The sequence below is a fragment of the Archangium gephyra genome (assembly GCF_049060025.1).
Lineage (GTDB): Bacteria > Myxococcota > Myxococcia > Myxococcales > Myxococcaceae > Archangium > Archangium gephyra_A.
Window position 1 is genome coordinate 2,468,481 of sequence record NZ_JBMEQQ010000002.1, and the last position, 20,303, is coordinate 2,488,783.

Annotated in this window: 14 protein-coding genes; 9 read left to right on the top strand and 5 right to left on the bottom strand. The window is 70.7% G+C overall.

Going from position 1 to position 20,303, the window contains the following annotated elements; translation table 11 throughout:
- Positions 1-7 precede the first annotated feature (7 nt).
- The 4 genes from mak (at position 8) to ACN28I_RS10635 (ending at position 4,354) form a co-directional block, all read left to right on the top strand.
- A complete protein-coding gene (gene mak / locus ACN28I_RS10620) occupies positions 8-931 on the top strand; it encodes a fructokinase (protein WP_420941947.1) in 924 nt (307 codons plus the stop codon).
- A gap of 113 nt (positions 932-1,044) precedes the next feature.
- Positions 1,045-2,613 (top strand): protein kinase domain-containing protein, encoded by a 1,569-nt coding sequence (locus ACN28I_RS10625; RefSeq protein ID WP_420941948.1) that lies wholly within the window; start codon positions 1,045-1,047, stop codon positions 2,611-2,613.
- A gap of 67 nt (positions 2,614-2,680) precedes the next feature.
- The gene (locus ACN28I_RS10630; protein WP_420941949.1) at positions 2,681-3,481 is read left to right on the top strand and encodes a hypothetical protein; all 801 of its coding nucleotides are present in this window, start codon (positions 2,681-2,683) and stop codon (positions 3,479-3,481) included.
- A 15-nt stretch (positions 3,482-3,496) separates the two neighbouring features.
- On the top strand, positions 3,497-4,354 hold the full coding sequence (locus ACN28I_RS10635) for a hypothetical protein (protein ID WP_420941950.1): 858 nt from the start codon (positions 3,497-3,499) through the stop codon (positions 4,352-4,354).
- Here the strand turns inward: ACN28I_RS10635 and trhA are convergent.
- Positions 4,318-4,998 carry a PAQR family membrane homeostasis protein TrhA gene (gene trhA / locus ACN28I_RS10640; RefSeq protein ID WP_420941951.1) on the bottom strand — a complete coding sequence of 227 codons (681 nt, stop codon included), beginning with the start codon at positions 4,996-4,998 and terminating at the stop codon, positions 4,318-4,320. The genes ACN28I_RS10635 and trhA overlap by 37 nt on opposite strands.
- Positions 4,999-5,107: 109 nt before the next feature.
- Between trhA and ACN28I_RS10645 the strand changes: the two genes are divergently transcribed.
- The 5 genes from ACN28I_RS10645 (at position 5,108) to ACN28I_RS10665 (ending at position 12,591) form a co-directional block, all read left to right on the top strand.
- Entirely contained in the window at positions 5,108-5,737 is a 630-nt protein-coding gene (locus tag ACN28I_RS10645) for a DUF1349 domain-containing protein (protein WP_420941952.1), read from the top strand.
- A 77-nt stretch (positions 5,738-5,814) separates the two neighbouring features.
- Entirely contained in the window at positions 5,815-9,009 is a 3,195-nt protein-coding gene (locus tag ACN28I_RS10650) for a tetratricopeptide repeat protein (protein ID WP_420941953.1), read from the top strand.
- Positions 9,006-9,887 (top strand): sigma-70 family RNA polymerase sigma factor, encoded by an 882-nt coding sequence (locus ACN28I_RS10655; protein ID WP_420941954.1) that lies wholly within the window; start codon positions 9,006-9,008, stop codon positions 9,885-9,887. The genes ACN28I_RS10650 and ACN28I_RS10655 overlap by 4 nt, the downstream gene beginning before the upstream one ends.
- Before the next feature lie 95 nt (positions 9,888-9,982).
- Complete coding sequence (locus ACN28I_RS10660; protein ID WP_420941955.1) at positions 9,983-11,191, top strand: peptidoglycan DD-metalloendopeptidase family protein; 1,209 nt, start codon at positions 9,983-9,985, stop codon at positions 11,189-11,191.
- 116 nt (positions 11,192-11,307) lie between these two features.
- The gene (locus ACN28I_RS10665; RefSeq protein ID WP_420941956.1) at positions 11,308-12,591 is read left to right on the top strand and encodes a chitosanase; all 1,284 of its coding nucleotides are present in this window, start codon (positions 11,308-11,310) and stop codon (positions 12,589-12,591) included.
- Between the two features lie 478 nt (positions 12,592-13,069).
- Here the strand turns inward: ACN28I_RS10665 and ACN28I_RS10670 are convergent, their stop codons facing one another.
- From ACN28I_RS10670 to ACN28I_RS10685, 4 genes are read right to left on the bottom strand one after another with little or no spacing between them, the layout of a single operon-like run.
- Positions 13,070-17,416 (bottom strand): acyltransferase domain-containing protein, encoded by a 4,347-nt coding sequence (locus ACN28I_RS10670; protein WP_420941957.1) that lies wholly within the window; start codon positions 17,414-17,416, stop codon positions 13,070-13,072.
- A gap of 3 nt (positions 17,417-17,419) precedes the next feature.
- A complete protein-coding gene (locus ACN28I_RS10675) occupies positions 17,420-18,364 on the bottom strand; it encodes a DUF6999 family protein (RefSeq protein WP_420941958.1) in 945 nt (314 codons plus the stop codon).
- 8 nt (positions 18,365-18,372) lie between these two features.
- Positions 18,373-19,125 (bottom strand): iron-containing redox enzyme family protein, encoded by a 753-nt coding sequence (locus ACN28I_RS10680; protein ID WP_420941959.1) that lies wholly within the window; start codon positions 19,123-19,125, stop codon positions 18,373-18,375.
- 19 nt (positions 19,126-19,144) lie between these two features.
- Positions 19,145-20,059, bottom strand: a complete 915-nt coding sequence (locus ACN28I_RS10685) for a 3-oxoacyl-[acyl-carrier-protein] synthase III C-terminal domain-containing protein (protein ID WP_420941960.1) — start codon at positions 20,057-20,059, stop codon at positions 19,145-19,147.
- Between the last annotated feature and the right edge of the window lie 244 nt (positions 20,060-20,303).

The window sequence follows — 20,303 nt, forward strand, 5'->3', positions numbered from 1 at the left end:
GTAGGACGTGCGCATCGGCATTGACCTGGGTGGAACCAAGATCGAGGCGCTCGCCCTCGCCGACGATGGACGCGAGCTGGGACGCCACCGCGTGTCCACGCCGCGTGACGATTACGAGGCAACCCTCCAGACCATCGCCGGCCTGTGCGCGCGGCTGGAGCAGCAGACGGGCCGGCGCGGCAGCGTGGGTGTCGGCATTCCGGGCACCCTCTCCTCCCGCACCGGACTGGTGAAGAACGCCAACTCGGTGTGGTTGAACGGGCGCCCCCTGGACCGCGACCTCGCCCGGGCGCTGGGCCGCCCCGTCCGGCTGGCCAATGACGCCAACTGTCTGGCGGTGTCCGAGGCGAGCGACGGAGCCGCCTCCGGGGAGGCGGTGGTGTTCGCGGCCATCCTGGGCACGGGGACGGGCGCGGGCGTGGCACTCGGCGGGCGCCCCCACGCGGGCCGCAACGGCGTGGGCGGCGAATGGGGCCACAACCCGCTGCCGTGGCCGACGCCGGAGGAAACCCCGGGCCCGGAGTGCTACTGCGGCAAGCGGGGCTGCCTGGAGACGTGGGTGTCCGGCACGGGCTTCGAGAACGATTACGCGCGGCTCACCGGTACCCGCCTCCGAGGGCCGGACATCGTCGCGCGCGCCGAGTCCGGTGAACCCCCGGCGGTCGCGGCGCTCCAGCGTTACGCGGACCGGCTGGCGCGCGGTCTCGCCCACGTCATCGACATCCTGGATCCCGACGTCATCGTGCTGGGCGGCGGCATGTCCAACATCACCGCCCTGTACCGGCTGGTGCCGGAGCAGTTGCCGCGCTGGGTCTTCGGAGCCGAGGCCGACACGCCCCTGCGCCCTGCCCTGCACGGAGATTCGAGCGGCGTCCGCGGGGCCGCCTGGCTGTGGCGGCCCGGAGAGGCGCGGGAGGAATCCTCCGGGTGACTTCGGCGGCTACTCGGGAGATGGAGCCGGCGGATGGACTTCCAGGTGGCTGGCAAAACCCGCGTTTCCGGACTAGAAAGCGAGCCCGCTCACTCGCGAAAACGCCATCCACCATGACCCAACCCTCTGCTGGCGAGCTCCCCGTTGGAACGGTGCTGCGGGACACCTACGAGATCTGCTCCGTGCTGGGCCGGGGCGGCATGGGCTCGGTCTTCCTGGCCCGCCACCTGCGGCTTCCTGGCAAACAGGTGGCCATCAAGGTGCTGCGCAAGAACGTGGAGCTGGGCCCGGACGTGTACGTGCGCTTCCGCCGCGAAGCGGAGATCGCCTCCCGGCTCGGTCATCCGAACATCATCGAGGTGCTCGACTTCAACACCCTGGAGGACGGCGCTCCCTTCCTGGTGATGGAGTACCTCCAGGGACAGAGCCTCGCCAGGCGGCTGAAGAAGGGGCGCCTCTCGCTCGAGGAGATCTTCGACATCACCCGGCAGATCGGCGCGGCCCTCCAGGCGGCCCACCGCGCGGGCGTGGTGCACCGGGATCTCAAGCCCGACAACGTCTTCCTCATCCCCAACGAGACCGGAGGCGCGGGCGAGCGGGTGAAGCTGCTCGACTTCGGCATCTCGAAGATCCTCGACTCCCAGACGCTGCAGACCCAGGACTCCGTGCTGCTCGGGACGCCGCGGTACATGGCGCCCGAGCAGGCGATGGGCAAGAACCGGGAGGTGGACGCCCGGAGCGATCTCTTCTCCCTCGGCTGCCTCGTCTACGAGATGCTCGCCGGCAAGGGGCCGTTCGCCGGACTGAGTCTCCCCGAGTTCATCTACCGGATCGTCCACGAGGCGCCCGAGCCGCTGGCACCCCGCGCACCGGAGGCGCCCGCCCACGTCGTCGAGGCCGTCGAGCGGGCCCTCTCGAAACGGCCGGATGATCGCCAGCCGGACGTCGACACCTTCATCACCGAGCTGACGGGGAGCCCGCTCCAGACCCTCGCCGGGCAGGATCCCGCCGCCACCGCCGCTGGGAGGCGGCGCCCGGCCGAGAGCGCACCGCCCTCGAGCCCCAGGACCACGGAGCCGCGTTCCGAAACCCCGGCCCCCGAAGCACGCCCGAAGACGAAGCCCGCGCGGGTGGCTGGAGTGGCGGCGGTGGCCCTGATGGGGCTCGCCGCCCTCTTCGTGTGGCTGCGCCCCGGAGCCTCATCGGCGCCGGCTTCCGAGCCCGTGTCCCCGGTGGCCGTGACCCAGCCCGCGCCCGCGGCGCCTCCTTCGGCGCCTCCGTCCACCCCTCCCTCCGAGGCCCCCGTGGAGCGGGCGGCTGGCACGCCCTCACCGGCTCCGGACGCTCCCCTTCCCTCTTCCACGGGCACCCCGGCCCGTCAGACGGCGCAGCAGGCGCGTCCGCAGGAGCGGCAGGCCCCCGCCGAGGTCCTCCCGGAGGCCGCGCGCAAGGATCTCGAGTCGGCGGAGCAGGCGCTGACCCGCGGCGAGGTCGACGAGGCGATCCGCCTCGGCCGCCGCAGCCAGCGTGTCGTGCTGTCGGGTGCCTCCTACGCGCTCCTCACCCGCGCGCACTGCCGCGACCGGGATCTCTCCAATGCCCGCGCGCAGTGGGCCCAGGTCCCGGCCTCGGAGCGCTCCCGGGTGCGTCAGTACTGCAAGCTATATGAGATCCCGCTCTGACCCGTGGCCGTAGCCACGCGCGTGCCGGGCCCACATCGAGGTGACACGCTTGAGACTCGCACTGGCAATGACTGCCCTGGTCTTCGCGCTGGGGTGCGCCCGGGGCACACGCCCCAGCACCTCCGAGGCCGTGGGACAGGGAAAGGTGCTCTCCGCGTCGAGCGGCGAGACGTTGACGATCATCCCGCTCCTGCCCGCCGAGGGCAGGAAGTTCCTCCTCTACTTCCAGGGCACGAAGGACGACGCCAACGGGAAGGTTCTCCTCCATCAGGCCACCCCGAGCTCGAAGGAGTTCTACGCGCGCTGGCGGGGCCGCGACATCCGGTTCCTCAACGTGGAGCGCCGGGGGAGCCTCGAGGACTACTACCTCACGGTGCTCAACCGGGATGAAGTGGTCTCCCTCGAGCTCGACGAGACGCGGACCCAGGCACTGAAGGCCGAGGACGTCTACGCGCTGTACCAGCGGCAGCTCGAGGATGGCACCCTCGGCCGGGGCGAGCAGTTCGACCGGACGTTCTGGCTGGAGGAGGAGCAGCGGGAGTTCACGAAGTCGGCCCAGGCCCTGAACGAGGCCTGCGGCGCGCCGGTGGACGCCCGCATCGTCTGGGACTCCGTCTCGGACGAGCAGCTCAACGAGCACAGCATCTCCAGCTACTGCACGCCTCCGCTCGAGGCGCTGAAGGAGCTGTGCAGCCGGTCCGAGGAGGCCCGGCGGACCGTCCAGGCCCGGGTGAAGGCCCTGGACTGCCGGATTGGCGGGACCATGGAGCCACGCGTCGAGGCGGAGAAGGTGGTCTGGACGACTCCCCTGGGGACGGGAACCTTCTCCCAGCAGGAGACCACCTCCTTCTTCCTGGACAACCTGTAGGCGGAGCGGCCACGCATGTCACTCGCACGATTCTTCGTTCTGACGGTGGTTCTCTCCTCGGGTGGGGCCCTGGCCCTGGAGCCCCCCTGGGGTGATGAGAAGACCCTGCGTCAACGGATGCGGCTGGAGTCCACCTCGGTGTGCACCGATGGCCAGGAGCACTACGCCGTGGTGATGCCCACCGATGACGGGAAGTTCCAGTTCTTCTACGGGGATGGGCGCCGGTTCTTCGAGATTCCCAGGCCCGCCGACGTCCGGCTGCCCGGCTATCTCTTCTTCGAACCGCGCTTCGTCGACACCAACGCGAACGACAATTACTACGGACGGGATCTCCGCCCGTACGGCGCCATCAGGCTGAACGCCGAGGCGAAGACCTGCACGGTGCGCTGTGGGAACCGGGACACGCCCTTCACGGTGCTCGAGCCCGCCAAGGCGAGGGAGCTGCTGCGCCAGGCCACGTACGAGCCGAGCCCGCGGAAGTACGCGCCCTACGCCCTGCTGAGAGATCCACGAGGCACCTACTACCTGGTGGACCGGGGCTTCCATCCGTCGGAGCAGAAGGCCTTCCGGGTGTTCATCGGGCCCCGGGGCAACCTCAAGCAGCAGGAGATGGTCAACGTCATCTCCGACTCCAAGGGGGAGATCTTCTCCACGAAGAAGGGCGAGCTCCAGCTCCTGCTGGACCGGGAGCAGCCCTCGATGTGGATCGTGAAGAAGAAGAACAAGACGGAAGCTCCGCCCGGTGCCCATCCACGAGAACCTGGCGCTCATCTACAACGAGCTGGGCGTGTACGCGGGCGTCCGTCTGGGAACGCCGTGCGACGAGCTGTGAGCACCTACCCCGCCCACAGCACGTCGAAGATGACGGCGTAGTGCACGGAGGCGCCGGCGATGACCATGAGGTGGAACACCTCGTGGTAGCCGAAGACAGTGGGGACGGGGTCCGGCCATCTGCGCGCGTAGACCCCGGCGCCCAGGGCGTAGATGACGGCCCCGAAGACGAGCCACCCGGCACGCGCCGGGCCAATCACCTCCGGCAGCCGCGGTATCACCGGGATCGACACCATTCCCAGCACGACATAGAGCAGGGAGCGGAGCCCGCGCGGCCCGGAGCGGCCCAGCAGCGCGAGCCCGGCGCCCGTGAGTGCCGCGATCCACATCACCCAGAGCATCCGCGGGCCCCAGCCTCCCGCCGCGTCCAGCATGGCCACGGGCGTGAAGGAGCCGGCGATGAGGGCGTAGATGGCCGCATGATCCAACCGCTGGATGCGCTGGGAGGTGGCGGGGCTCCAGTTGGGGCAGTGGTACGTCGCGCTGATGCCGAACATCAGCACGAGGCTGACGCCGAACACCATGCCCGCCAGGTGCCGCACGCCCGTCGCCGGGGCCAGGGCCAGGAAGAAGCACCCGGCGAGCGCCGCCACGAACGCGACCGCGTGTGACACACCGCGCAGCCTGGGCTTCACTTCCTCTTCCACTTCCACCCGGAGGGACTCGACGCGCTCTTGGGAGGCCATGAGTTGCTCGTACCCTCCGGCACGTCACCGTTGTGTCAGCGAGGGGCCCCCCCTGTCCGGGCGCGGACTTCTGGAGCCCTGGCATGCCGCCTCGTAAAAAGAAGAACCGATGAAAAACCAACCCTTCCCGCCCCTTCATGAGTCCTTCACGAGCGCCTCCCTGGAGCCGCGCCTGCGCTGGCTCCATGAACCCAGGCAATGGTCCGTGCGGCCCGGACAGCCGGGGCTCGTCCTCACGCCCGACGCCTCGACGGACTTCTGGCAGCGCACCCACTACGGGTTCCAGGTGGACAACGGGCACTTCCTCCACGCGCGGGTGGAGGGGGACTTCGTGCTCGTCACGCGAGTCCGCTTCCAGCCGGTGCACCAGTACGACCAGGCGGGACTGATGGTGCGCTTCTCCCCGGACTGCTGGCTGAAGACCTCGGTGGAGTTCGAGCCCCATGGCCCCAACCGTCTGGGCTCCGTGGTGACGAACCAGGGTTATTCGGACTGGGCCACCCAGGATCTGCCCCAGGCGGTGGACGAGGTGTCCTTCCGCATCCGCCGCGAGGGCCCGGACTACCTCGTGGAGACGTCCCTGGACGGCACCCGCTGGTCGCAGATCCGCATGGCGCACCTGCACGAGGACGGGCCAGGGGTGATGGTCAGCGCGGGGCTGTATGCGTGCAGCCCCAAGGAAACCGGCTACCTCGCGCGGTTCCACTTCCTGAGCCTGGAGCCCGGCCGGCTCGGGTGAGCGAGGCGCCTTCCCATTTCGGCCGGGAGTTCCGGTGAAGTATATTTCCCAGCTTATGCGGCCTTACGGTTATTCTCATGACTCCCTGTCCTGACGAGAACGAGCTGCTGGAGTGGGAAGAGGGGCGCCTGTCCGCGGACGCCGTGGCCCGGCTCGAGGCCCACCTGGATGGGTGCGCGGCCTGCTGCGCGGTGGTGGCGGGACTCAAAGGAGGAGGAGCCCTGTCCCCGGAGAGCCTGGAGTCCCTGGCACCGGCCGGGCCGGCCCAGACGCCAGGGCCCGGGACGCACGTGGGGCGCTACGTGCTGCTGCGCCGCGTGGGCGAGGGAGGCATGGGCGTCGTCTTCGCCGCGTATGACCCGGACCTGGACCGGGAGGTGGCACTCAAGCTGCTCAAGCCCGGGGCGGTGGCGGACGCGGAGGCGCGCGGGCGGCTGGTGCGCGAGGCCCAGGCGCTGGCCCGGCTGTCCCACCCGAACGTCGTCACCGTGCATGACGTGGGCCTGGACGGCGACACCGTCTTCCTCGCCATGGAGCTGGTGCGGGGGCGGACGCTGCGCCACTGGCTGACGGAGTCGCCCCGGCCGTGGCGCGAGGCGCTCTCGCGCTTCCTCCAGGCGGGCCACGGGCTGGCCGCCGCGCATGCGGTGGGGCTGGTGCACCGCGACTTCAAGCCGGACAACGTGCTGCTGGGGGACGACGGCCAGGTGCACGTCACCGACTTCGGCCTCGCGCGCGCGGAGCCCTCGCCTCTGACCCCGCCGGAGACCTGGGCTGGGGAGGAGCTCGTCCGGGTGGCCCCGCCGCGAGGAGGCGACACCATCACCGGCGTCCGGCAGGGCACGCCCGCGTACATGTCCCCGGAGCAGTGGCGGGGCCTGCGCGCGGACGCCCGCAGCGACCAGTTCAGCTTCTGCGTCGCGCTGTACGAGGCCCTCTTCGGCCAGCGGCCCTTCGCGGGTGACACGACCGCGGAGCGCGTCCGGGCCCTGCGCGAGGGACGGGTGACGCCCCCGCCCCGCGGCGCGCGCGTGCCCGGTGCCGTGCGTGACGCCGTGCTGCGAGGCCTGGCCGCCGAGCCGGACTCGCGCCACCCTTCGCTGGACGCGCTTCTCTCCCGGCTCGAGTCCGGCGCGCGCGGACACCGTTGGCGCTGGGCGGCGGCGGCGCTGGCCACGGGCGTGGCGGCCAGCTCCGCGGTGGGCTTCGTCCTGGCCCAGGGTGACGCCGCGCGGGTGTGCACCGGCTTCGAGGCCCGGCTGGAGGGCACCTGGGACGCGGCGCGCCGGGCCCGGCTGGAGCAGCGCTTCCGTCAGGGCGCGCAGCCGGGCTGGGCGGACGCCTTCGAGTCCACCACGCGGGCGCTGGACGCCTATGCCCAGGCGCTGGTGGCCCAGGAGCGGCAGTCCTGCGAGGACACGCGCGTGCGGCAGGCACAGTCCGAGCGGCTGATGGACCTGCGCGCCGCGTGCCTGGACGGCCGGCGCCAGGCGTTGCACGACCTGGTGGAGCTGCTGGAGGGGGGCGAGCGGGAGGCGCTCCCCCGGGCACCCGAAGCCGCGCGACAGCTCCCCTCCCTCGCCGCGTGCGCGGACCGGGACGTGCTCGCCCGCGTGGACCCGCTGCCGGAAGCCCCGGAGGCCCGGCGGGAGCTGGCGGCGCTGCGCCGGGAGCTGGACGGGCTGCGCGTGCAGGGCGCGGCCGGGTTCCATGCGCGCGTGCTGCCCCGGCTGGAAGAGGTGGTGGCGGCACTGCGAGGACTGGGACACCGGCCCACGCTGGCGGAGGCCCTGGTCCTGCTGGGTGAGCTGCGGGGCACCGCCGGCAGCTTCGCGGTGGCACGCGAGGCGCTGGAGGAGGCGGTGCGCGTGGCGCAGGCCGGACACGACGACGAGACGGCCGCGCGCGCGTGGAACCGCCTCCTCTATACGGAAGTCGAGGGCCTGGGCCTGGTGAAGGAGGCCCAGCGCACCGCGCGCATGGCGGAGGCGGCCCTGGAACGCCTGGGGCCCGAGGCCTCCCTGGAGGTGGCCGCGGAGCTGCACCGCGTCCGCGGCAGCCTCGGCTACCGGCAGGGCGAGTACGCACGCGCCCTCGCGGACGCCAGTGAGGCCCTGGCCCTGCTGGAGCGGGCGCGCGGGCCCCAGGACGTGGCGCTCGCCGAGGTCCTGACGGGCATGGGCATGGCCCTCAACGCGATGGGGCGCTACGCCGAGGCGGAGCAGCAGTATGCGCGCGCCCTGGCGCTGGTGGAGGCGGTGTACGGCCGGGAGCACCCGCTGCGCGCGGAGTACCTCAACAACCTGGCCACCGCGCTGCGGCTCGAGGGCAAGGTGGCCGAGGCGGTGGCGCGCTACGGCGAGGCCCTCGAGCTGGCCGAGCGCCGCCTCGGGGCGGAGCACTCCAGCACCAGCATGATCCGGATGAACCTGGGCGATGCGCTCTCGCGGCAGGGCCAGCTCGCGCAGGCGCTGCCCCACTACGAGCGCGCCCTGGCCAGTCTGCGCAAGGGCGGTGAGGGCGAGCGGCTGCGGGTGGCCCATGTGCTGCTGAGCCTGGGCAATGCCCAGGGGGACCTGGGACAGCTCGCCCAGGCGGAGGCGGCCTACCGGGAGGCGCTCGAAATCCAGGAGGCGCACCTCGGCCCCCGGCACCCGGACGTGGCCCTGTCGCGCAACAACCTGGGCTGGGTGGCCATGGACGCCGGCCGCCTGGAAGACGCGCGCGCCCACTTCGAGGCGGCGCGCGAGCTCTGGGAGGCCACGCTCGGCCCCAACCACCCGAAGGTGGCCAGTGCGCTGTACAACCTGGGGCACGTGGAGCTGCGCCTGGGCAGGGCGCGCCCGGCCCTCACCTACCTGCGGCGGGCGCTGGAGCTGCGCGAGCAGGCACTCGGGGCGGAGCACCCGCGGGTGGCGCTGACGCTCGGGATGTTGGGCGAGGCGCTGGTGGAGGACGGCCAGTTGCGCGAGGCCCGCGAGACACTGGAGCGGGCGGTGTCTCTCTCCAGGCGGGTGGAGCTGCCCCCGCCCGAGCTGGGCCGGGCGCGCTTCGCGCTCGCCCGTGTCCTCTGGCGGTCGCGCGGGGAGCGGCCCCGGGCGCTCGCCCTGGCACGGGAGGCCCAGGAGGCCTACGCACGCAGCGCGCCCGTCTACGCGCCCCGCGCGCGCGAGGTACAGTCCTGGCTGTCCGCCCACGACCCCTCCTGCGCCGGGGCGCTGTGTCTCATTTCCGCCCGTGGGGGCGGGCCTGCCGGTGGAGGTGGTCCGTGACGTCCGAGCACACCGAGTCCTTCCTGTCCCGGGCGCCGCACGCGCTCGTCCCGGCGCTCCGGGCGCTTCCCGGCCTGGACGAGGCACTCGCGGGGCTGGTGCGGGCGGCGCGCGCGGCGTGGCCGGAGGTGGACATGGACGCGAGGGCCTTCCTCGCCTACGTGGCGGAGCGGCTGCCCTCCACGGACGAGGCCCGCGAGGTGCTCACGAGCCTGCGCGCGGCGGACTTCTTCCTCGCCTTCGCCTGCGTGCGGGGGGAGGCACGGGCGCTCGAGGCGCTCGACGCGCACGTGCTGTCCCAGGTGGGAACGTGGCTGCCGCGCGAGGAGCCCGCCCTCGTGGACGAGCTGCGGCAACTGTTGCGCCAGCGGCTGCTGGTCCCGGCGGAGGGGGCACCGCCGAAGCTGGCCTCCTATTCCGGACGCGGTCCGCTGGGGCAGTGGGTGCGGGCGGTGGCGCTGCGGCTCCACATCGACCGGCAGCGTGCCGCGCCACGCGAGGTGTCCATGGAGTCGGCCCCGGTGGCGCTGGCGGAGCGGCTGGGCGCGGACCCCGAGCTGGCCTTCATCCGCGAGCGGCACCAGGAGGACTTCCGCGTGGCCTTCCGCGCCGCGCTGGGCCGGCTGGAGGCCCGGGAGCGCAACCTGCTGCGGCTGCACCACGTGCACGGCCTGTCCATGGACGCGGTGAGCGCCACGTACCAGGCCCCCCGCTCCACCGTCGCCCGCTGGATTGCCCGCGCCCGCGAGCGGCTGCTGGCGCTCACCCGTGAGGAGTTGATGGCGCGGCTGCGGCTGACGCCCGACGAGCTGGAGAGCATGCTGCGCCTCGTGTACAGCCAGCTCGACGTCAGCCTCCGCCTGCTCCTGGCGGACTGACGGGCCCGCGGCGCTCCGAATTTTTTTGGCTTCTCGTGGGACGCGCGCCGCGCTTCTCCGTCTTTACGAATGAGAACGACCCCGAGGAGGAGCCGATGAGCACTCTGCACCGAAGGACCGCGTCGAACGCCGGTCTTGCCTTGTCACTGCTGGTGGGACTCAGCGCGTTGTCCAGCGTCGCCGCGCCGGAGCTGTATCTCCCCTTCCCTGGCGGGAGGACCTATACCGTCACCCAGTATCCCCATGCCCTCAGCAATCCCTACCTGGGGTACGCGATTGACATCGGGATGAGCACCAATGACCCCATCTGGGCCGCGGCCGGTGGCACCGTGCAGGTGGCCGACTACGATGGCAACCCGTCTCCGGCCATCAACGGAAGACAGGTCATCATCAATCACGGCAACAACTTCTGCACCCAGTACAATCACCTCAACACGGTCAGTGTCAGACGCGGCCAGATCGTGGAGCGCGGGCAGTACCTCGGCGGCGCTGGCATGACGGGCTCGGCCACCGGCGTCCACCTCCACTTCAACACCATCCACTGCTCCGACTTCACCACCCGCGGCGCGCTCTCGACCTTCGAGTACCGCAACGGCTTCTTCGTCGGCCAGAGAATCACCAGCAAGAACTACCAGGGGCTGCCCTATGGGCTGAAGGGCGCCATTGGCGAGCGGTGGCAGGATGATGGGGGCGAGGTGTACTACGGGAAGCCGACCACCGCCGAGCGGTGCGGCCTGGTCCTGAACGGGTGCTATCAGGTCTTCGAGAAGGGCTTCATCCACTGGTCTCCCACCACCTACGCCTGGGGAACCCGAGGGGCCATCAGCAGGAAGTGGCGCGCGATCGGTTCCGAGAACGGACAGCTCGGGTATCCGATTGGCCCCGAGCGGTGCAACCTCGTGGGTGGAGGGTGCTACCAGTCGTTCCAGGACGGCTTCATCCATTGGACTCCCGCCTACGCGGACGCCTACTACACGACCGGGGCCATCTCCTCGAAGTGGCGCGCGCTGGAGAGCGAGAACGGCTTCCTGGGATACCCGAAGATGGACGAGGTGGGAGGGCTCAAGGACGGCGGCGTCTACCAGCAGTTCCAGGGGGGCTCCATGCACTGGTCGTCCACGACGGGCGCGCACCCCACTCGCGGTGCGATCAGAACGGCCTGGGCGAACCTGGGCTCCGAGAATAGCTGGCTGGGCTACCCCACCACCGATGAATACAAGGACGCCAGCGGGAACACCGTCCAGAACTTCCAGGGCGGGAAGATCTACTACAACTCAACCTCCGGGACCTGGACGACCCGGTAGCTGAACCCCCGGCGAGCCCCATCGAGGGCTGACCCAAACGCGCCTCCCGGCATCCCGCCGCGGAGGCGCGCGTGCGTTGTGCGGCCGGTTGTCTCGTATTGAAAGGAATCAGAGCCATGAGCAGACTTTGGATCGCGAGCCTGGCCGCCACGTTGACGGCCTGTGGTGGGGTGGAGACGGAAGGAATGGAGCCGCGCCCGGGTGCGATGAACCAGGCCCTCGCGGCCTGTGCATACACCCTCACCACGAACACCTACCTGGGCAGCCCGGATTACTGGGGCACGATCACGTTCAAGAACACCGGCGCGGCCGCCATGACGAGCCCGCGGATCGCCTTCAACGTCCCGAGCGGTGTGACGTGTGATTATGACGAGCCGGGCTGGACGCACACCCAGAGCGGCACGACCTGCACGTACTCCAGGACGTCGGGCCTGACGATCGGCGTGAACGCCTCGTACACGTTCTATTACTCCACGAATTCGACCGCCTCGTTCACGGCCACCAACGTGCAGATCAGCGACCCGAGCTGCGGCAGCGGGGAGACGGGGCCCGGGCTGACCGCCAACCAGAAGAAGGTGGCGGAAGCCCTGACCAGCATCTGGGAGAACGACACGCCCACCCTCAACTACGCGTACGCGGAAAACATCTACGACGGCCGCGGGTACACGAACGGCCGCGCGGGTTTCTGCACCGGTACGGGGGACGCCATCCAGGTCGTCGAGTGCTACCGGAACCTCCGGACCGCCGCCAACGGCAACCTGCTGGCCAAATACATGCCGGGGCTCACCACCATCAACAACCGCTACCTCTCGACGGGCCAGGATCAGGCATCGACGGCCGAGCTCGACAGCATCGGGAACTGGGTGGGCGATTGGGCCACCAGCTACAACAACACCACCACCCGGGCGGACTTCAAGAGCTGCCAGGACCAGGTCAGCGACCGGCTCTACTACACGCCGGCGATGAACGAGGCCGGCAAGTGGGGGCTCACCACGGCGCTCTCGAAGGCCGCGCTGTATGACGCGTACATCAACCACGGGGAGTCTGGCATCCGCGCCCTCATCAGGACCACCAACTCCGCGCTCGGCAACAGCGGGCAGGTGGCACCGGCGATTGGGTACAACGGCATCACCGAGAGCGCCTGGCTGCAGAAGTTCCTGGAGACGCGCCGCAACACGCTCGCCGCCGATTCGACGTGGATCGAAGCCGTGGACCGTGTCGCCGCCTACGAGAAGCTGCGCAGGAGGGGGAACTGGAGCCTGTCCACGGCCTTCAGAAACGATGTCCGTGCCCGGGACTGCTGGGGCACGAGCTACCCGATCAGTGGCTACACGGTGCGGGCGATCAACCCCGATGGGACCTGGAGCACGCCGAGCACGTACACGTACTCGTGCAACTGAGACCCATCGCGCCCCCATCCATGCCATGAGTTGATAAGCTCCACGACCGCCCCCAGGGATGTCCCCTGGGGCGTATGGAGTTGCCAATGCGTCTGCCTCGTGTTCTTGGAAGGTTCGTCTGGGCCGCCGTCTTCATCGTTGCCATCCCCCTCGCGCAGGCCCAGGACGCGGCGTCCGACGTCAGCGATCCATCCGCCGTTTCCGCGGAATTACTCCCGACCTGCCGGCCGCCCGAGCAGGGCCAGTTGGCATGCGTCCAGAGCTGCATGCTCAACGGCTATCCCAGCTGCGACTACTGCTCCACGCCGTGCCCCCCGACCTGTCGGCCGCCCAACCAGGGCCAGCTGGCATGCGTCCAGAGCTGCATGATCAACGGCTATCCCAGCTGCGACTACTGCTCCACGCCGTGCTCCTAGCGCTCTCCTCGGGCCGCTCGATGACATAACGATATTGGAAGCGGCGGGAATCGAAGCCGCCGTCAGCTTGCCATCGCCGTTGGCTTTGGCCGGCCCGGTGGACGGGCTGTCACCCGCTCCAGGTGGCCGCACAGGGCGTCCAGGCTGTCGAACTCGAAGGCGAGGACGGCATCCAGCTTCATCTCCAGGCCCTGCCCCAGCCTGTCGAGGAAACGGATCGCCATCAGCGAATCCATCCCCATCTCGAGGAAGCTCCGGCGCGGGTCGAGCGTCTCGGCCCGTACGTCCAGGATCTGGGCCAGCTCCCGGGCCAGGAAGTCGCGCAGGAGCATGCGTCGCTCCTCGGTGGAGCGGCCAGCCAGCACGGGAGCGAGCCGGGCCGGCGCCTCCTCCGGGGGGCCGGACAAGGCGGGAGCCCGTTCCTCGCGCCCGGGCGAGGACTCCACATCCACGGCCCAGGAAGCCCCGGTGGACGGGAGCCAGAAGCGCGTGCGCTGCCACGGGTACGACGGAAGGTGGACGAGCCGCCCTCCTTCGAGGTGGAGCCGGCGCCAGTCCACGGGCCGTCCCAGCGTGAACAACGCTCCCAGCGTGGCGAGCATCACGCCCCGATCATCCTGCCCCCGCGCCAGCGAGGGCAGGACCCGCACCTCCTCCTCGCCGGACGGCCCCAGACACGAGAGGACGGCGCCGCCGAGCGTCGGGTGGGGGGCCAGCTCCACGAAGGCGTGGCGCCCCCGCGCCCGCAGCGAGGCCATCGCCTCGGCGAAGCGCACCGGCTCCCGGACGTTGCGCGCCCAGTAGTCCGCGTCGAGACGCCACCCCGCCACCTCCCCGCCGGTGACCGTCGAAATCAACGGAACGCGGGTCGGCCCGGGGCGAAGCGGGGCGAGCGCCTCCACCAATTCCCCCAGCACCGGCTCCATCCGCGCGCTGTGGAAGGCATACTCGGAGGACACCCAGCGGCAGCGCCCGCCCTGGCCCTCGAGCCGCGCGTGCAGGGACTCCAGCACGGCCCCGTCCCCGGTGAGCACGGTGCTGCCCGGGCCGTTGAGCGCGCCCACCTCGATGAGGCCCGGGTGCTCCGCCACCAGCGCCTCCGCCTCCACGCGCGAGAGGGAGACGGCCAGCATCTTTCCCTGGCCCTCGGTGCGCTGGAGCAACCTGCCCCGGTGGAGGATGACCCGGACCGCGTCCTCCAGGCTCAGCGCCCCGGCCACGTGCGCCGCGGCCACCTCCCCCAGGCTGTGCCCCACCACGACGTCCGGGACGATGCCCCAGGAGCGCCAGAGCTCGGCCAACCCCACCTGCAGCGTGAAGAGGAGCGCCTGGGCGCCGTCCGTCCGCTCCAGACGGGACCCGGCCTCGGCCGCCCGCAGCTCCTCGAGCACGGACCACCCGAGCCCCTCGCCCAACAGCTCATCACAGCGCGCCACCGCCGCGCGAAACACCGGCTCCTGGGCGAGCAACCGCTGCCCCATTCCCCGCCATTGCGTCCCCTGCCCGGAGAAGACGAAGGCCAGCCGCTCCTCCCTCCCGGACCGGCCGTGACCCGAGGCCACTCCGGTCCGGCGCTCGCCTTGGAGGAAGGCCCCGAGCCCCTCCACCAGCTCCTCCCGGGAGCCGCCACGGACCGCCAGCCGCCACTCCAGGTGCTCCCGGCGCAGGGCCGCCGAGTAGCAGACATCCTCCAGACCCGGGGCTCCCTCCGCGCCGAGCACCTCCCGCATCGCCTCCGCGCGTGCCCGCAGGGCCTGTGGCGTATGCGCGGAGAGCACCAACACCTGGGCCCGGGGCGGCACATCCCCTCCACCGGACACCGGTGCGCCGGCTCCGGCCTGGAGACGGGCCAGCCCCTCGAGGAGCGCGGGCCGCTCGGGCGCGTCCCGCTGGAGCGAGCCCACCACCACGCCCTCCCGTCCCAGGTGCCGCAGCACGTCCTCCACCGGCCGGGTGAGCACCGGGTGGGGGCCCACCTCGAGAAAGCCCGTGCACCCCTCCCGCGCCAGCCGCTCGATGGCCCGCGCGAACAGCACCGGCTCGCGCAGGTTGCGCACCCAGTAGGCGGCCCCCAGGCGGCGCCCATCCACCACGGCTCCGGTGACGGTGGACACCATCGGGACACTGCCCCGGGAGGGGCTCACGTCCGCGAGGGCCTCGTGCAACGGCACCAGCAGCGGCTCCACCTGCGGGCTGTGCGAGGCGACATCCACCTTCACCCAGCGGCACGAGAGGCCCCTGCCATCGAGCTCGCGCACCAGGGCCTCCAGCGGCTCCACCGCGCCCGAGAGGACCGTGGAGGTGGCGCTGTTGCTGGCCGCGATGGACACCTGGTGCTCGCGGCCCTCCAGCAGCGCGCGCGCCTCCTCCGGCGGCAGCTCCACCACCACCATGGCGCCGCGGCCGCTCGCCTCGCGCAACAACCGGCTGCGCGTGCAGATGATGCGGGCCGCGTCCTCCACCCCCAGAATCCCCGCCACGTGGGCGGCGGCCACCTCCCCCATGCTGTGCCCCACCACCGCGGCCGGCTCGATGCCCCAGGAGCGCCAGAGGCAGGCGAGCGCCACCTCCACCGCGAACAGCACCGGCTGCACCACGTCGATGTCTCCCCACCGGGGACAGCCCGCCGCCAGTTCCTCCAGGACGGACCACCCCGTCCACACCCGGAGGGCCTCGTCACAGCGCTCCAGGGCGGCGCGGAAGGCGGGCTCCTGCTGCATCAACTCCCGCCCCATCCCCCGCCATTGCCCGCCCTGCCCCGGGAAGACGAAGACCACCCCGGGCCGCGTGGCGGGCAGCGGCGGCGCCCGCGAGGGCCCGTCCCTTCCCGCAACCCACTCCTCCAGCACCACGTGGCAGTTGGTGCCCCCGAAACCAAAGCCGCTCACCCCCGCCAGGGCCGGCTCCTCCGGATGGGGCCAGGGACGCGCCTGCTTCACCACCTCCAGCCCCAGCGCCTCGAAGGGAATGTGCGGGTTGGGACGGAGGAAATGCAGGCTCGCGGGCAGGAAGCGGTGCCGGAGGGCGAGCGCCACCTTGATGAGCCCGGCCACTCCGGCGGCGGCCTCCAGGTGGCCGATGTTCGTCTTCACCGAGCCCACCCTCAACGGCCGCTCCGCGCCACGCCCACGGCCCAGCGCGGCACCGAGGGCCCGCGCCTCGATGGGATCTCCCAGGAGGGTGCCCGTCCCGTGCGCCTCCACATAGTGCACGCGCGCCGGGTCCACACCCGCCCGCGCGTAGGCCTGCCGCAGCACGGCCTCCTGGGCGCGCGGGTTGGGCGCCGTCAGCCCGTTGCTGAAACCGTCATTGTTCACCGCGCTGCCGCGAATGACACACACTACGGGATGACCCAGGGCCAGCGCCCGCGACAGGGGCTCGAGCACCACCACCCCGCCTCCCTCTCCGCGCACATAGCCGTTGGCGCGCGCGTCGAAGGCCTTGCAGCGCCCATCCGGTGCCATCCCCCCGAACTTCGACATCGCCACCGTGGCATCCGGCGACAGCAACAGGTTCACACCTCCGGCCAGCGCCAGCGTGGCCTCGCCCGTCCGCAACGCCTGGCAGGCCAGATGGATGGCCACCAGCGAGGAGGAGCACGCCGTGTTGACGGCCAGACTCGGCCCCTGCAGCCCCAGGGTGTAGGAGACGCGGGCGGGGATGAGGCTGAGATCCTGCCCCGTGGCGGTGTGCTGCGCGATGGACTCCAGCGCCCGGGGGAGCCGGGCATAGTCATTCCACATCGCCCCGAAGAAGACGCCCGTGAGCGACTCCCGCAGCGTCCCCGCCGCGATGCCCGCGTCCTCCAGCGCCTCCCAGGACAGCTCCAGCATCAACCGCTGCTGCGGATCCATCCGCACCGCTTCCTTCGGCGAGATGCCGAAGAAGTCCGGATCGAACCCGTCCACCTGCCCGAGGAAACCGCCCCAGCGGGTGCTCATCCGGCCCGGACGCGCCGGATCGGCGTCGTAGAGCGCCGCCACGTCCCAACGTGACGCGGGCACCTCCGTCACTCCCTCCCGCTCCTCGCACAGCAGCCGCCAGAAGGCGCCCGGCTCCTCCGCTCCTCCCGGGAACCGGCACGCCATCCCGACGAGGGCGATGGGCTCCTCGGACGTCACGCGCGGCACGTCCGCCCGCGAGGCCTGGACGGCCGGAGCCCCCTGCCCCACCAGGTAGCGCACGAGCTGCTCGGGCGTGGGGTGATCCCACACCAGCGTGGGCGGCAGCGAGCGCCCGAGCAGGCCCGCCAGGTCCGCCACGAGGCGGGTGGCCCCCGCCGAGTCGAGCCCGTGGTGGCTGAAGCGTTCCGCCTCGTCCACCGCGTCCAGGGGCACCCCCAAGCGCGCCGCCAGCCACGCACGCAGCCACTTCCGAAGCTCTCCCGCCGGGGGTCCCTGGACGCTCATGACTCACTCCTCCCGTGCCAGCCCGGCCTGCTCCTGCTTGCGCAGCGCCAGGGTGTGGTGAACGATTTCCAGCACGATGAAGTGCTCGAACAGGCGGCGCGAGGCCTGGAAATAGGAGACGGGCACCAGCGGCAGACGGTTGGTGGCCAGGTAGCGCCACGTGTCATCACCGGTGACCTCCGCCACGTAGGCCAGGAGGTTCTCGTCGAACTGGAGCGACAGGACGGCCCGGTCCACCTCCCGGTTGGTGAGGAAGGGCGGGTAGATCATCTTCAGCACCTCGAGGGCCGTCTCCATGTCCAGGAGCTGGAAGGGACCGCGCCGGCTCATGTCCAGCTCCACCTCCGGCGTGCGGATGCTGTCGTAGCGCGGGGGCTGCTCGCGCTTCCTCCGGAGCCAGCCCGGATCGCGCTGCCGGGCCTCGGAGTAGTCGAGGACGCAGTTGTACAGATTCCAGTCGTGCTGGTTGAAGGCGTTGTGGAGGAGCTCCTCCATCTTGCGAGGGAACAGCTCCGCCCTGGGGACGCTCGGGTCCGGGCCGTTGTCCAACACGAAGTTCTCGAGGTTGCTCTCCACCCAGAAGTGCCGCAGCAGCAGGTAGTTGGCCTCGGGCGTGACGAACGTCTTCAACAGGAAATGGAGCACGCGGTGCATGGCCCCGTAGAAGCTGAGCTCCAACGGCACCAGGCGCTTGAGGGTGAGCAGCAGCGCCAGCATCACGTTGCAGAACACCCGGACGGGCCCCAGCAGATAGCGGCGCGTGGGGTTCTGCAAATCCTTGATCATGCAGGCCTTGGCCACCGGGTCCACGGGAATGGAGGTGTCCAGGAACAGCGCGTCCCAGTAATTGGGATCGTCCCGGTTGCGAGCGGAGACGGCGTAGGGAGCCGGAGACGGCGGCTCGCCCGCCAGGACGCGCAGGGGTTCGGCGTTGGGAGGATGGGCCATGGCGGACCTCAGACGAGCGAGTACTGCAGGTGGTAGAGGGTGGCGGAGACATGGGTGGCCTTGAGGAAGCGGCGCGCCATGGCCGCGTCCATCCAGCGCGACTTGAGCACCCGCTCCATCTGGCGCACGTGGTTCTCGTCGTTGCCCCCGTGATACGAGAAGAACGACGTCTGCTCCGGTGTCAGGCCGAGCCGCTTCTGGATCTGCTCGCCCCAGCGGCCCATGAGCTGGTCACCGGTGCCCTCGATGACGAACACCGTGCCCAGCAGGTGGATGGGATTGTCCCGCAGGCCCTCGTGGAAGATGTAGGCCGAGATAGCCTCGCCCCCGACGTTCTTCTCCGCCTGCTGGATTTCCGCGAGGTCTCCTCCCACCGAGACGTAATCCCGCTCCAGCATCTGGTAGTCGAGGTGCTCCTCCCGCGCGTGCCCGATGAACAGGGCGCGCAGGGCATCATCCGAGCAGCTCGAGGCCACGCGGGTAATCCACCGCGAGCCCTCCACCACCTGCGGACGCAGCGTGCGCAGCAGGGCCTTGTAGTCCTCCACGGTGAAGTCCCCGCCATACAGCTTCTGGAAGATGGGGGCCGAGCGCATGCGCCGCTCGTAGCCGGCCCAGATGGACTCCAGCTCCCGGAGTGTCTCCGTTTGCAGCGGAGTGTCGGGCCGCATGCCGGCGAAGGGCGAGTGCGTGGGACCGAAGGGCGACGGCCCGGCGGCCGTGACGGAGGGCTCGAGGGAACTCTTCAGGGGGGTGCTCATGGCGTACGGTCTCCGGGGCTCAGGCTTCGACAGCGGTCAGCAGCAGGTAGGCGGTGGTGAAGCGCCCGCTCTCGGGAATCAGGCACGCGACGCGCTGCCCGGGCTGGAGCCGCCCGGAATTCAGGAGCTCCTCCAACATCAGGTAGATGGAGGCGTTGCCCGTGTTGCCGCGGGTGTAGAGATTGGTGAACCACTTCTCCTCGGGGATGGGCTGCCCGGCCTCCTCCAACAACTGGACGACCCGGCCCCGGAAGAAGTGCGAGGAGTAGTGGCAGAGGAACCAGTCGATCTGCTCGCGCTGGACGTGCCCCGCCTCGATGATCTTCACGAAGTCACCCACCATGTATTGGATGACGCGATCGACGATCTGCAAATCCTGGCGCAGCGCGAAGGCGCCGTCCGCCACCGCCTGTTGGTAGGAGCGGTAGCCCATCCACCCCTTCTGACTCTTGTCCGGCCCCAGGCCCGAGTACATGCAGACGGGGTTCTCGTGCGCGTGGGAGATGAGGTCCACGTAGTCGACCCGGAGGCTGATGCCCTTGGACCGGGGCTGGTCCTGCACCAGGAAGGCCCCCGCGCCGTCGGAGATCATCCAGCGCAGGAACTCGATGTCGAAGGACAGCGGCTCACCGGCCTTCACGTCCGCGTGGTCCTCCATCTTGGAGGCCAGGAAGTAGCGCGAGGCGAACTCGGCGCCGAGGGTGATGGCCGCGCGGCGCCGCCCCAGAGCCACCTGGGCGTAGGCATGGCTGAAGGCGGCCATGCCGGCACAGCACACGCTGATGGAGGAGAGGATCTCCACCGGCCCCAGCTCGGGCAGCTCGCCGTGCACCATGGCCGCGAAACCGGGGATGAGCAGGTCCGGCTGGGTGGTCGCCGCGGCGAGCAGGTCCACCTGCGAGGGCTGGAGGCTCCGCGCGTGAGAGCGCGTCACGCACCGAGGCCGCGGCCATCTCGCTCAGGGAGTGGGTGGAGTTTCCCTCACGGTCCAGCGCGTAGTGCCGCGTCTTGATGGCGTTCCGCTCGAGGATGAGCTTCTTGACCTTGGAAGGCCGGCCATGAACCTTCCCCAGGTAATCCTCGATGAGATCGTTGCCAATGGGCTCGTTCGGCAGGAACTTGCCCGCACTGGTGATGTAGACGTTTCGCATGGAGGCTCCCTGTGGGGGGTGAAGCGG